Origin of the sequence: Streptomyces sp. NPDC006602 (assembly GCF_042870385.1) — a bacterium.
Taxonomy (GTDB): Bacteria; Actinomycetota; Actinomycetes; order Streptomycetales; family Streptomycetaceae; genus Streptomyces.
The window spans coordinates 466,635-479,638 of the sequence record NZ_JBIAHG010000001.1 but is presented as its reverse complement, the minus strand read 5'-3'; the positions used below and the strand labels follow the sequence as shown (position 1 = coordinate 479,638).

The following is a 13,004-nucleotide window of genomic DNA, read 5'->3' as shown; positions in this document are numbered from 1 at the left end:
GTCCACCGGCGCGTATACGCTCCCTCTCGGCAGCCGTACGACGTAGGGGGAACACGGGGTGCAGGAGCTGCGCGAGACGGATCCTCGGGTCATCGGCCCCTATGAGGTCCTGGGCAGGCTCGGGTCCGGTGGCATGGGCGAGGTGTATCTCGCCGAGGCGCGGCGCGGGCCGCGGCTGGCCGTGAAGGTGGTGCGGGCCGAGCATGCGGAGGACCGCACGTTCCGGGCGCGGTTCCGGCACGAGGTGCGGGCCGCGCAGACCGTCGGCGGGGCGGGGACGTACACCGCGCGGGTCGTGGACGCGGACACCGAGGCCCCACGGCCGTGGATGGCCACCGAGTTCGTCGACGGGCCGAACCTGCGGGACGCGGTGTTCGACGGCGGCCCCCTGACGGGAGACGCGGTACGGCTGCTGGCGGCCGCGCTCGCCGAGGCGCTCGCAGCGATCCACGCCAAGGGGCTGGTGCACCGGGACCTCAAGCCGTCCAACATCCTGCTGGCGCAGGACGGTCCTCGGGTGATCGACTTCGGGATCGTCCGGGCCCTGGAGGGGACGGCGCTGACCCGGACCGGGGTGGTCGTCGGGTCGGTCGGCTATGTCTCGCCCGAGCAGATCCGCAACGGTGCCCAGGTGGGGCCGGCCAGTGACGTCTTCTCGCTGGGCGCGGTGCTCGCGTACGCGTCCGGCGGCAAGGAGCCGTTCGGCGAGGGACAGGATTCGGTCGTCCTGCTGCGGATCCTGACCGGGGACGTCGACCTGTCCGCCGTACCGAAGGACCACCTGCCCCTGGTGGAGGCGTGTCTGCGGGACGATCCGGGCGCCCGGCCGACGCCCGCGGACGTGGTCGCGGCGACGGGGCACACCGCGCGTTCGCTGCGCGAGGGCCTGCGGTCGGGGTGGTGCGCGACCGGTGCCTCCAAAGGGGCCGAGTCCGTCGGGGGCGGTGAGCGCTGGATCCCGGAGCACGGGTCGGGGGAGCGGGAGAGCCGGGTCGAATACGTGGCGCCCGTGACGGTCACGGACTTGCCGGCGGTCGCGGAGACCCAGCCGCGGCCGCCCTCGCGGCGGCGGTTGCTGGGGGCGCTGACCGGTGGCGCGGGGGTGGTGGCGGCTGGTGGCCTCGGCGGATGGCTGCTGTTGCGGGACTCGTCGGACGGCGAGGCAGGCGCCGCGGGCGGGTCCGGCACCCCGGCCCGGTCCTCCCCGTCGGGAACGCCTCGGGTGGGCTGGCAGTACAAGGTCGAGGGACTGGGTGGAGGACACGGGCCCTGTGCCTCGCTGTCGCCCGACGGCAGGCGTGTGTACGTCGGTGGCGCGGACGGCTCGCTGCACGCCGTGGACCTGAACGGCCTGAGTATCTGGCGCACCGCGCTGGGCGGCGAGGTCATGTCCCCGCTCGCCACCGCCGACGGCGTGTACTGCCTGCTGTTCGACGGGCAGGAGGGCGCCTCCGAGCTCTGCGCGCTCGGCCGGGGCGGCAAGGTGCGCTGGACCAGGCCGGTCCCCTCGAACAGCCAGGTCCCGGTGGCCGCGGGCGGACTTGTCCTGGTTTCCTACGCCTCTTCGTCGGACGAGGGCGGGGTGCGGGCGTACGCTCCCGACGGCAGCGTGCGCTGGAGCACGCCGACAGGGGCGGCGCCCACCAGCGAGCCCATGGTGGCGGACTCGGTGGTGTACGTCGGCACCTTCCAGGACGAGGTGCAGGCCCTGGACGCGAAGACCGGGAATCGGCTCTGGGCGACGCGGGCGGGAACGGACACCGGGCGGCCCACGCTGGTCGGGGACACGCTGCTGGTCGGGTCGGGTGGCGAGCAGTCGCTGCACGGCATCAGCCGGTCCGGAAAGACCCTGTGGCACATGGCCGACGAGATGCTGTACGGCAGCCGCTACTTCAGCTGTGTCGCCTTCGGCGGTCTCGGTGTCGCCGCGACCGACTATGAAGTCGTCGCCGTGGACCCGGCCGACGGATCCACGGCGTGGACCTTCCGGTTCGTCGACGACGGGAACCAGTACAGCGATCCGACGGTCGCCGGCGCCACGCTCTACGCACGCCAGGGGGCGACGCTCTACGGCTTGAACCGTCAGGGCAAGCGGACCTGGCAGAAGCGGGTCGAGGGCGGAGCGTCCGTCGGCACCCAGAGCCCGGTCGTCCGCGACGGACGCGTCTATGCCGCGACCGCCGACGGAATCACCGTCCTCGCGCTCAAGAAGTCCTAGTGCCGAGGCACTAGCTGTCGAGCCCGATCGCGAACGCCGCCTCCAGGTCGTGCTGCGAGTACGTCCGGAACGCCACGTGCGTGTCCGTCCCCTCCACGCCCGGGATCTTGCTGATGCGGCCCGGGATGACCTCGGCCAGGTCCTCGTGCTGCTTCACCCGGACCATCGCGATCAGGTCGTACGTGCCGGTCACGGAGAACACCTCGCTGACGTTCTCCAGCGCCGCGATCGACTCCGCGATCTCGGGGATCCGGTCCACGCTGGTCTTGATGAGGACGATCGCGGTGATCACGGCTGGTTCTCTCCCTCGGGGGACGGAGCTGGGGCGGGCTTCACTCTAGTCGCACGCCCGAATCGCACCCACGCGAACGCGAGCCCCAGGCCGAACCCCACCAGGTGGGCCAGATAGGCCACCCCCGGCCCCTGCCCGGCCTGGCCCGCGGCCAGCCACTGGAGGGCTGCCCAGAAGGGCAGGACGACCCAGGCGGGGAAGCGCAGCGGGAGGAAGAAGAGGAACGGCAGGAGACTGGTGACGCGGGCCCCGGGGAACAGGTAGAGGAACGCGCCGAGGACTGCCGAGATCGCCCCGGAAGCGCCGACCAGGGACTGCTCGGAGTCGGCGTTGGCGGCCGCGTAGCCCAGCAGGGCCAGGTAGCCGCAGCCGAGGTGGAAGAGGGTGAACTCGACGCGGCCCATCCGTTCCTCGGTCAGTACGCCGAAGACGTAGAGGAAGAGCATGTTGCCCAGCAGGTGGACCCAGCTGCCGTGGACGAAGAGGGCCGTGGCGGGGGTGAGAGCGGTCCCCGGCGAGCCCTCGAACAGTTCGGCGGGGACCACGCCCCAGCGGTGGAAATAGGTGCGCTGCGCGGCGAGCAGCGCGTCGCCGGAGCCGTACGACGGATTGAGTCCCGAGGCCGGGCCGACCAGGAAGAGCAGACAGCACACGGTGATCAGCCCGTATGTCATCGGCGCCGACGGCCGCCGGACCACCTCGACCACCCTGCCGACCGTCCCGCTCCAGTTGCTGATCATGGACACAGAGCATGACGTAAGGGGACCGAACGGCACAGAGTGCCTCGCCGCGGCGGACGGCGGAGCGGCGAGTACCCGCCAGGCCGTAGGGTAACGAGCCACACGCACCGGGGTGCCCGGCGCGTCACGGACACTAGAAGGAACAAGAAGGAAGGCGAACAGCCACGATGACGGTTCCCCTGCCGACTGCCTCGACGCGGTGGCGCTGCACCCTCTGCGGCAACCTCACGCGCTTCGACGTGACCCGCTCGTCGAAGGTGGTCGAGTACGTCCACCTCGACCTGGCCGGTGAGCCGAAGGTCGAGGAGCGCGACGTGGTCAGTGAGACCATCGAGTCGGTGCGCTGCCGCTGGTGCAACGCCGTGGACCAGGTGGAACTCGTGGACAGGCCGGGCGCCGGCTCCTGAGGGAGCGGGCCCCGCACAGCGATGGGGTGAGGATGGTGGAGACCGCAGGCGGGGGGCCGGGCGACGGCGCCGCTGAGGTGCTCGACCGCCCCCTGCCCGACGGCGTGCGCCGACGGGTCGTACAGATCGTCTCCGACGGTTTCGGCGGGCTGACCGTCGGCGAACTGCCCGCCCAGCTCAGGCAGTACGCCCGCTTCGCGCCGAACCGGCGGGCCAAGTTCGCGGGCAACGCCATGGCCGCCGCCCTGGAGACCGATCCGCTGTTCCGCCAGCGCATCGGGGAGAAGTTCAGAGAGGCGCAGCCGGAGCTCTCCGGCGCCCTCGACTCCGGCTCGCCGCCCCCGGCCGCGGACCCGCTCGACGTGGCGGCCGCGGCCTACGTACTGCGGCCCACCGGCTGGGTGAAGCTCGTGACCGCGGCCGGCGAGGAGGCCCAGCGGGCCGACGCCGAGCGCGCCGACGAGGAGAGCCGGGCCGAGCTTGAGCGGCTGCGCGAGGAGCTCGACCGGGCCCGTGAGCAGATCCGGGGCGAGACCGAGCGGCTGCGCACCGAGCTGGATTCGGCCAAGAAGGAAGCGGAGTCGCTGCACCGCAAGCTGCGTGCCGCGCTCAGCGACGTCAAGCGCGGCGAGGCGGCCCTGCGCAAGGTGCACGCCGAGATGGAGACCGTGCGCGCCGAGGGGCAGGCTCAGGTGTCCGCCGCCGAGAGCGAGTCCCGGCGGCTCAAGTCACGGCTCGGCGAGGCGGAGGCCGCCCTGGAGGCCACCCGCAAGGCGGCCCGCGAGGGACGCAGCGTCGAGGACATGCGGGTGCGGCTGCTGCTGGACACCCTGCTGGACGCGACCCAGGGGTTGCGGCGGGAACTCGCGCTGCCGCCCGTGTCCGTACGGCCGGCCGAGACCGTGGACGCTGTCGAACCGGGACGAATGACCCCGAAGGACATCGCGGCGCGGGCCCTGTCCGAAAACGACCCCGCGATCCTCGACCAGCTCCTCGCCCTGCCGCAGGCCCATCTGCTCGTCGACGGCTACAACGTCACCAAGACCGGCTATCCCCAGATGCCCCTGGAGAAGCAGCGGTTGAGGCTCCTCGGGCAGCTCTCGCAGCTCGCCGCGCAGACCGGCGCCGAGGTGACCTGCGTCTTCGACGGGGCCGAGCTGGCCGCGCCGGTGCTGCTGGCGCCGCCGCGCGGGGTGCGGGTGCTGTTCTCCAAACCGGGCATCACCGCCGACGAGTTGATCCGCCAGCTGGTGCGCGCGGAGCCGCCGGGCCGTCCGGTCATCGTCGCCTCGACCGACCGCGAGGTCGCGGACGGGGTGGCTCGGGCGGGGGCGCGTCCGATCGCTTCCGCGATGCTTCTCAAGCGTTTGTCCTGAAGGTCAACGTACGTACTTAATGCCCGAATTGACGGATCCGTCACGCAACCCAGCGTCAAGCGCATCTCACTGCATGTGAGTTGAGTGTAAAGAATGATTGGTGTGACGAGATTTTCCTCGTGAGGATTTGAACTGATCACGGGAAGGTCACTAGGGTCTGGCTTCGAACCTCCGAGCAGGTGATCACTCAAAAGAAGGAGTTCACCTCCGTGGCGTCCCACCGTCGACCCAAGCAACCGAGCCGTGCACGCGTGACCGTGCTGACCACCGCAGCCGCTGCTGCGGTCGCCCTGAGCTCGCAGGCCGCGAATGCCGCGCCGAGCGAGAAGCCGAGCAAGGACGAGGTCAAGGCCAAGGTCGACAAGCTCTACGAAGAGGCGGAGCAGGCCACCGAGAAGCTCAACGGGGCCGAGGAGAAGCAGGAGAAGCTCCAGAAGGAGATCTCCACCATCCAGGACAACGTCGCCCGCGGCCAGGAAGAGCTCAACGGGCTCCGTGACTCCATGGGCCTGGCGGCCGCCGCCCAGTACCGCACGGGCAGCATCGACTCCTCCCTCCAGCTGTTCCTGTCGTCCAACCCGGACGACTACCTGGACAAGGCGTCCACCGCCGACCAGCTGAGCTCCCAGCAGGTCGAGGCGCTGAAGAAGATCCAGGACAAGCAGCGCGAGCTCGCCCAGGACCGCTCCGAGGCCTCCGAGAAGCTCAAGGACCTCGCGAGCACCCGCACCGAACTGAGCAAGAAGAAGAAGGAAGTCCAGAGCAAGCTCGCCGCGGCGCAGAAGCTCCTCAACACGCTGACGGCCGCCGAGAAGGCCGCCCTCGCCGCCCAGGACGCCCGCGCCAGCCGCGACGCCGGCGAGCGCGTGGACCTCGGTGATGCCCCCGCCGGCTCCGGCCGGGCGATGGCTGCCTTCCAGGCCGCGCAGAGCCAGATCGGCAAGCCGTACGTCTACGGCGCCACCGGCACCGCCTCCTACGACTGCTCGGGCCTGACCTCCTGGGCCTACGCGCAGGCCGGCGTCGGCATCCCGCGCACCTCGCAGGCCCAGGCCAGCGCCGGTACCCGCATCTACAGCATGAGCGACCTCAAGGTCGGCGACCTGGTGCTCTTCTACAGCGACCTGCACCACGTCGCCCTCTACGCCGGCAATGGCCAGGTGCTGCACGCCCCGCGCACCGGCACGGTCGTCCGCTACGAGTCGATCAACAACATGCCGTTCCAGTTCGGCGTCCGGGTCTGAGCACCTTCACGACGGGTCCGATCACCATCAAGATCCCGACATCGTGCCGCCCGTTCGGGCGAATCCCGGCAACCTGAACTGACCGCACGCCCCGCCCATGACCTGCGTCTGAGGCGGGGCGTCACGTTTTGTGCCCACGGAGGTCGTTGGTGGGCGCGCCCTTGCGGGGCTACTGTCTGCCGCGTTTCCCTGTCCGCCAGCGGAAGGAGTGCGGCTTCCCGTGGGGTCCCATCGCCGCCATGCACCGTCCGGGTTCGACCGGGGCGCCGGTGCAGCGCTCTGCGTCATGTCAGCCGCCGCCGCGGCCCTCGGCGTCCTGCCGGCCACGTCGGCCGTCGCCGCGCCGCACGACGAGACCCGCGCGGAGGTGGACCGCCTCTACGAGGAGGCCGAGCAGGCGACCGAGGCCTACAACAAGGCCGACGAGCGCGCCGACGACCTCCGTGCGGAGGTCGGTACCGCGCAGGACGTGATCGCCCGGCAGCAGGAGCGCATCAACCGCATGCGGGAGGCCCTCGGTTCGCTCGCCGGCGCCCAGTACCGCTCCGGCGGCCTCGATCCCTCCCTCGCGCTGCTGTTCTCCGACGACCCGGACGACTACCTCGACAAGGCATCCGTCCTCGACCGGATCACCACGCACCAGGCGGGCGAGCTCAAGGAGCTCCAGGAGGCCATGCGCGAACTCGCCCAGGAGCGCTCCGTAGCGGCCGAGAAGCTCCGCGAACTGGAGAAGAGCCGCAAGGCCGTCGCCTCCCACAAGCGCACCGTCGAGAAGAAGCTCGCCAAGGCGCGCGCGCTCCTCAACGTCCTGCCGTCCGGCGAGCGCGACGCCTACGACCGGGCCTCCCGCTCCGGCCATACCGACATGCTCGACCTCGGCAGCGCCGTCCCGCCGTCCGCCCGCGCGGCCGCCGCGATCGCCGCCGCCCGCTCCGCGCTCGGCAAGCCGTACGTCTGGGGGGCCAACGGCCCCTCGGGCTTCGACTGTTCGGGCTTGATGCAGTGGTCCTACGCACAGGCCGGGGTCTCCCTGCCGCGCACTTCGCAGGGCCAGCGCTACGCCGGCCGCCAGGTCCCGCTCTCCCAGGCGCGGCCCGGCGACCTGGTCACCTACCGGTCGGATGCCAGCCATGTGGCGATGTACATGGGCAACGGCCAGGTGATCCACGCGCCTTACCCCGGTGCGCCGGTGCGCTACGACCCCGTGGGCATGATTCCGGGAGCGACCGTCACCAGGGTCTGACCTCCCACCGGCGGGCCACCGTACGATCGGGAACGTGGCTGGTCGAGGGCGGGCGTCGGGACACGGAGTCGTGGCGCTGTGTCTGCTGTTGCTCGTCGGCCTCGTGGGGTGCGGGGGGAAACCCGCCACCGACCGTGCGAAGGCGGCGGTGCAGCGGGTCCTGGACCGGCGGGCGACCGCGGTCATGGACCGCGACCGGGCGGCCTTCGTGAAGACGGGCGCGCTGAGCTGGTTCACGAACCTCACCGCGGTCCCCCTCGCGGACTGGTCCTACCGCGTCACCGCCGTGCACCGCACCGGCAGCACCGCCACCGCCGACGCCGAGTTGCGCTACCGCGTCCAGGGCTACGACCGGGCGCCCGTCACGGTCGGCCGCACCCTCACCCTGAGCCTGGACGCGGGCGGGCAGTGGTACGTGGACGCCGAGCGGCCCGCGAAGAAGGCCGCCCAGCAGTTGTGGGACCAGGGCGAGGTCATGGTCGTACGGGGTGAGCACAGCCTCGTCCTCGGCGTCGGCCGGTCCGGCGAGGAACTGCACACCTACGCGGATCTGGCCGACCGCGCGGTACCGGCCGTGTCGGACGCATGGGCCACGGACTGGCCCCGGCACGTCGTCGTGCTCGTACCGAGGTCGCTGGAGGGCATGGCGGGGCTGCTCGGCTCGCCCGCCTCCTCCTACCGCGGGATCGCGGCGGTCACCACCGCCGAGACCGGGACGCCGGCGCGGGCGCCCGCGGACCGGATCATCGTCAACCCGGACGCGTACGGCATCCTCGGCCCCGTCGGCAAGCAGGTCGTGCTCACCCACGAGACGACCCATGTCGCCACCCGCGCCCACACCACCCCCGCGACGCCCCTGTGGCTGTCCGAGGGGTACGCCGACTGGGTCGGCTACCGGGGCAGCGGGCGTACGCCGGTCCAGGCCGCGCCCGAGCTGTGGCACGCCGTGACCGAGGGCGGGCTGCCGACCGCCCTGCCGACCGACCGGGACTTCGGCTTCGGCGGCGACGCGGCCGGGCTCGCGCGGGCCTACGAGGGCGGCTGGATGGCCTGCCGGATGATCGCCGAGCGCTGGGGCGAGGTACGGCTGGAGGAGTTCTACAAGGCCGTCGGCGCACACGAGAAGCGGGCCGGGGCGGTCGAGGACGCGATGACGAGGGTGCTCGACACGACGCCGGGGGAGTTCACCGCGCAGTGGCGGGAGTATCTGCGGGCTCAGCTGGGCTGACCGAGCCGGGCGATGGTCTCCCCGAGCCGGACACGCTTGCCCGGACACGCTTGCCCGGACCCGCTCGGTCCGGTCAGGAGGAGGCCGACGTCTCCTTGGTGCGGGCGGTCTGGTCGGGGAGCTCGGCAGGTGCGGGCTTCGGCACCGTCGAGCGCCACAGTCGGCGGGCCGCGACGGCGGCGGCGAGGACCAGCAGGCCGTTGCGGACGACCATGAGGGTGATGCCGAGCGGGGTGCTCGTCACCACGTCCCCGAACCACACCGGGAACTCCAGGACCGTCATGAAGCACGCCACCAGCACCAGGCCGGCCGGCACGCCCATCCGGCTGGCACGGAAGCACAGGCACACGGCCGCGACACCGACCAGCCACACCAGGTACTGCGGGCTGATGACCCGGCTGGTCACGGTGAACATGAGCACCGCCACGAACGCCGCGTCGGCCGCCGTGTGCGCCTCGAAGCGGGTCGCCATCAGCCGCCACAGCAGCAGCCAGCCGAAGGTCATGCCGGTGAGGGCGAGCGCGGCCGTGCTCACCACGTTCACCCACGGGCCGAGGAACTCCACCGAGCCGTAGTTGAGCAGCACCTGGCCGTCCCAGCCGTGGTGCCGGGCCACGTGGAAGACCAGCGCGCCCAGCGACTCCACTTCGGTGCCCCGGTCGCGCTGGAAGGTCAGGAAGGCGAACGCGCCGGGCATCGCCAGGGCGAACATCGCGGCCAGCGCGGCGACGGTCGCCACCGCCGACGTCCAGGCACCGCGCCGCCGAACGCCCAGCAGCAGCAGTGCCGGCCACACCTTCAGCATCGCCCCGAAGCCCGCGACGGCACCCATCAGCCGGGGGTGCCGGGCGCCCGCGAGCAGGGCCGCCACCGCGACCGCGGTGACCATGACGTCGTAGCGGGCGTAGACGGTGGGGCCGAGCAGCGGTACGCCCACCACCCACACCCAGGCACCGTGCAGGCGTCGGTCCGGGCGCCGGGCCGCGTACAGCAGCAGGGACAGGGCGACCAGGTCGGCGAGGAAGGCGAGGACGAAGAAGGCCGAGGCGTAGTCGAGGAAGGACAGCAGGCCGGGGGAGAGGATCGCGAGGGCCGCGGCGGGCGGATACTGCCAGGTCACGTCGTCCAGCGGGAAGGTGCCGGTGCGCAGCACGTCGAACCAGCCCTGGTAGATGACGGAGACGTCACTGGTGACGTCCGGACCCGGGAAGACGTACACCTTGAAGACGAACAGCAGCAGCAACAGCCTGGTCACGCCCCAGGTCGGCAGCAGCCACACCAGCGACCGCCTCGCACCCGTCGTCTCCACGTGATCCCCTGCCCGTTCGCCGCTGGTCTTGAGGGGAACATGATGTCCTGCCCTCCTGTGAGCGTGCCACAAGGCGGCCGCGGACCACTGTGAGCAGCCGGTTCGGTAGGGTCTGCGGCGATGCACAAGACCCTGATCGTCACGAACGACTTCCCGCCCCGTCCGGGCGGCATCCAGGCGTTCCTGCACAACATGGCGCTGCGCCTCGATCCCGAGCGGCTCGTCGTCTACGCCTCCACCTGGAAGCGCGGCCGCGAGGGCGTGGAGGCCACCGCCGCCTTCGACGCCGAGCAGCCCTTCACCGTCGTACGGGACTCCACGACGATGCTGCTGCCCACGCCCGGGGCGACCCGGCGGGCCGTCGGGCTGCTGCGCGAGCACGGGTGCACGTCGGTGTGGTTCGGGGCGGCGGCGCCGCTCGGGCTGATGGCGCCGGCGCTCAGGAAGGCGGGCGCCGAGCGGCTGGTGGCCACCACCCACGGGCACGAAGCCGGGTGGGCCCAGCTGCCCGCCGCGCGGCAGCTGCTGCGCCGGATCGGGGAGTCGACGGACACCATCACCTACCTCGGCGAGTACACGCGCTCGCGGATCGCCGCCGCGCTGACACCGGCCGCGGCCGGGCGGATGGTGCAGCTGCCGCCGGGCGTCGACGAGAAGACCTTCCACCCCGCCTCGGGCGGTGCCGAGGTCCGGGCGCGGCTCGGGCTGACCGAGCGGCCGGTGATCGTGTGCGTGTCCCGGCTCGTGCCGCGCAAGGGGCAGGACACGCTGATCCTCGCCATGCCCCGGATCCTGGCCGCCGAGCCGGACGCCGTGCTGCTGATCGTGGGCGGCGGGCCGTACGAGAAGGAGCTGCGCCGGCTCGCGCACGAGACCCGGGTCGCGGACTCGGTCCACTTCACCGGCGCGGTGCCCTGGGCGGAGCTGCCCGCGCACTACGGCGCCGGTGACGTGTTCGCGATGCCGTGCCGGACCCGGCGGGGCGGGCTCGACGTCGAGGGGCTCGGCATCGTCTACCTGGAGGCCTCCGCGACCGGGCTGCCCGTCGTCGCGGGCGACTCCGGCGGCGCCCCGGACGCCGTCCTCGACGGCGAGACCGGCTGGGTCGTCCGCGGCGGCTTTGCCGAGGAGGCGGCCGACCGGATCCTCGTTCTCCTCCGGGACGGCGAGCTGCGCCGCCGGATGGGGGAGCGGGGGCGGGCGTGGGTCGAGGAGAAGTGGCGCTGGGACCTGCTGGCGGAAAAGTTGAAGACGTTGCTGTAGCGAGACTCCTAGGCGGAGGGAAATAATCCGCCGATGCTGCGCACATGACAGCAAAACTGATGCAGCGTCAGCTGACGAGACGTCACATCCTTGGAATGGTGGCCCTGCAGACCGCCGCCGCCTCCGGTCTCAACCGCATCGGTCTCCAGACGGCCTCGGGCGCGGAGCCCGCCGCCGTCGACAACGCCCCCGCCATCGTGGTCGGTTCGGGCTACGGCGGTGCCGTCGCCGCCCTCCGACTCGGCCAGGCCGGCATCCGCACCCTCGTCCTCGAGATGGGCCGGGCATGGAACACCCCCGGCGCCGACGGCAAGGTCTTCTGCTCCACCAGCGCCCCGGACGAGCGGTCCATGTGGTTCCGCACCCGCACCGAGGCCCCGCTGGCCACCTTCCTGTGGCTGGACGTCGTCAACAGGGACATCGGCGCCTACCCGGGCGTCCTGGACCGGGTGCACTTCGACGCCATGTCCGTGTACGTCGGCCGCGGCGTCGGCGGCGGCTCCCTCGTCAACGGCGGGATGGCGGTCACGCCCCTGCAGTCGTACTTCAAGGAGCAGTTCCCGACCGTGGACGACGCGGAGATGTACGGCACCTACTTCCCGCGCGCCCGCTCCATGCTCGGCGTCAACACCGTCGACCCCGCCTGGTTCGAGTCGACGGAGTGGTACCGGTTCACCCGCGTCTCCCGCGCCCATGCCCAGAAGACCGGCCTGAAGACCACCTTCGTGCCGAACGTCTACGACTTCGGGTACATGCAGCGCGAGGCGGCCGGTACGGCCACCAAGTCCGCGCTCGCCGGCGAGGTCATCTACGGCAACAACCACGGCAAGCGCAGCCTCGACAGGACGTACCTCGCCGCGGCGCTCGGCACCGGCAACGTCACCATCCACACCCTGGAGAAGGTCAGGGCCGTCAACCGGGCGGCCGACGGCTCGTGGCTGCTCACCGTCGACCGCATCGACACCACCGGCACGGTCGTCGAGACCAAGCAGTACGGCTGCACGTACCTCTTCCTCGGCGGCGGCAGCGTCGGCACCACCGAACTCCTCGTCCGCGCCCGGGAGACGGGCGCGCTGCCCGCCCTGGACGCGAGCGTCGGCGGCGGCTGGGGCACCAACGGCAACGTGATGCTCGGCCGCGCCAACCACCTGTGGGACACCGTCGGGGCGAACCAGTCGACCATGCCGGTCATGGGCATCGACGACTGGGCCAACACCGCGAACCCCGTCTTCGCGGAGATCGCCCCGCTGCCGACGGGACTCGAACACTGGGTCAGCCTGTATCTGGCGATCACCAAGAACCCGTCGCGGGCGTCGTTCTCGTACGACAGCGGGACGGGCGGTGTGAAGCTCGGCTGGACCGCCGCCCACAGCGCGGTCTCCGTCGCCATGGCGAAGAAGCTGTTCGACCGGATCAACGCGGCGAACTCGACGATCTACCGATACGACCTGTTCGGCTCGGCCGACAAGGTCTTCGCCGACGACTTCACCTACCACCCCCTGGGTGGCTGCGTGTTGGGGAAGGCGACCGACAACTACGGCCGGGTGAAGGGGTATCCGAGGCTGTACGTCACCGACGGCTCGCTCGTGCCCGGGTCGATCGGGGTGAACCCGTTCGTGACGATCACCGCGCTCGCCGAACGGACGATGGCGCGGGTCCTCGCCGAGGACACCGCGCCATGACA

At 71.6% G+C, this 13,004-nt stretch carries 11 protein-coding genes; 8 read left to right on the top strand and 3 right to left on the bottom strand.

All coding sequences use genetic code 11. The features are described from left to right. The first annotated feature begins 58 nt into the window (after nucleotides 1–58). Nucleotides 59–2,218 carry a PQQ-binding-like beta-propeller repeat protein gene (locus ACFYO2_RS02195; protein WP_388342768.1) on the top strand — a complete coding sequence of 720 codons (2,160 nt, stop codon included), beginning with the start codon at nucleotides 59–61 and terminating at the stop codon, nucleotides 2,216–2,218. A gap of 10 nt (nucleotides 2,219–2,228) precedes the next feature. On the opposite strand, the gene ACFYO2_RS02190 is transcribed toward ACFYO2_RS02195, so the two are convergent. Both ACFYO2_RS02190 and ACFYO2_RS02185 read right to left on the bottom strand, forming a co-directional pair. Further along, nucleotides 2,229–2,510 (bottom strand): Lrp/AsnC family transcriptional regulator, encoded by a 282-nt coding sequence (locus tag ACFYO2_RS02190; protein ID WP_019758354.1) that lies wholly within the window; start codon nucleotides 2,508–2,510, stop codon nucleotides 2,229–2,231. Continuing rightward, nucleotides 2,507–3,250 carry a rhomboid family intramembrane serine protease gene (locus tag ACFYO2_RS02185; protein ID WP_388342765.1) on the bottom strand — a complete coding sequence of 248 codons (744 nt, stop codon included), beginning with the start codon at nucleotides 3,248–3,250 and terminating at the stop codon, nucleotides 2,507–2,509. Before ACFYO2_RS02185 ends, ACFYO2_RS02190 begins: the two co-directional genes overlap by 4 nt. A 167-nt stretch (nucleotides 3,251–3,417) precedes the next feature. Here ACFYO2_RS02185 and ACFYO2_RS02180 point away from each other — a divergent pair, with 167 nt between their 5' ends. From ACFYO2_RS02180 to ACFYO2_RS02160, 5 genes are all read left to right on the top strand, one after another. Continuing rightward, nucleotides 3,418–3,657, top strand: a complete 240-nt coding sequence (locus ACFYO2_RS02180; protein ID WP_030039328.1) for a hypothetical protein — start codon at nucleotides 3,418–3,420, stop codon at nucleotides 3,655–3,657. Nucleotides 3,658–3,689: 32 nt separating this feature from the next. Continuing rightward, the gene (locus ACFYO2_RS02175; protein WP_388342763.1) at nucleotides 3,690–5,033 is read left to right on the top strand and encodes an NYN domain-containing protein; all 1,344 of its coding nucleotides are present in this window, start codon (nucleotides 3,690–3,692) and stop codon (nucleotides 5,031–5,033) included. 209 nt (nucleotides 5,034–5,242) lie between these two features. After that, nucleotides 5,243–6,277 carry an NlpC/P60 family protein gene (locus ACFYO2_RS02170; protein WP_388342761.1) on the top strand — a complete coding sequence of 345 codons (1,035 nt, stop codon included), beginning with the start codon at nucleotides 5,243–5,245 and terminating at the stop codon, nucleotides 6,275–6,277. Nucleotides 6,278–6,497: 220 nt separating this feature from the next. Then, entirely contained in the window at nucleotides 6,498–7,520 is a 1,023-nt protein-coding gene (locus tag ACFYO2_RS02165) for an NlpC/P60 family protein (RefSeq protein WP_388342758.1), read from the top strand. 34 nt (nucleotides 7,521–7,554) lie between these two features. Further along, on the top strand, nucleotides 7,555–8,748 hold the full coding sequence (locus ACFYO2_RS02160) for a hypothetical protein (protein ID WP_388342756.1): 1,194 nt from the start codon (nucleotides 7,555–7,557) through the stop codon (nucleotides 8,746–8,748). A 73-nt stretch (nucleotides 8,749–8,821) separates the two neighbouring features. Here ACFYO2_RS02160 and ACFYO2_RS02155 read toward each other — a convergent pair whose 3' ends face one another. Continuing rightward, complete coding sequence (locus ACFYO2_RS02155) at nucleotides 8,822–10,057, bottom strand: glycosyltransferase 87 family protein (RefSeq protein WP_388342754.1); 1,236 nt, start codon at nucleotides 10,055–10,057, stop codon at nucleotides 8,822–8,824. A gap of 120 nt (nucleotides 10,058–10,177) precedes the next feature. Between ACFYO2_RS02155 and ACFYO2_RS02150 the strand changes: the two genes are divergently transcribed. Both ACFYO2_RS02150 and ACFYO2_RS02145 read left to right on the top strand, forming a co-directional pair. Further along, on the top strand, nucleotides 10,178–11,320 hold the full coding sequence (locus ACFYO2_RS02150; protein ID WP_388342752.1) for a glycosyltransferase family 4 protein: 1,143 nt from the start codon (nucleotides 10,178–10,180) through the stop codon (nucleotides 11,318–11,320). Between the two features lie 95 nt (nucleotides 11,321–11,415). Then, entirely contained in the window at nucleotides 11,416–13,002 is a 1,587-nt protein-coding gene (locus ACFYO2_RS02145) for a GMC oxidoreductase (protein ID WP_388343950.1), read from the top strand. Nucleotides 13,003–13,004 lie beyond the last annotated feature (2 nt).

Bases quoted from the DNA above. Each gene is read 5' to 3' on its own strand.
- ACFYO2_RS02185 (WP_388342765.1), bottom strand. From the start codon at position 3,250: ATGATCAGCAACTGGAGCGGGACGGTCGGCAGGGTGGTCGAGGTGGTC.
- ACFYO2_RS02180 (WP_030039328.1), top strand. From the start codon at position 3,418: ATGACGGTTCCCCTGCCGACTGCCTCGACGCGGTGGCGCTGCACCCTC.
- ACFYO2_RS02175 (WP_388342763.1), top strand. From the start codon at position 3,690: ATGGTGGAGACCGCAGGCGGGGGGCCGGGCGACGGCGCCGCTGAGGTG.
- ACFYO2_RS02150 (WP_388342752.1), top strand. From the start codon at position 10,178: ATGCACAAGACCCTGATCGTCACGAACGACTTCCCGCCCCGTCCGGGC.
- ACFYO2_RS02145 (WP_388343950.1), top strand. From the start codon at position 11,416: ATGGTGGCCCTGCAGACCGCCGCCGCCTCCGGTCTCAACCGCATCGGT.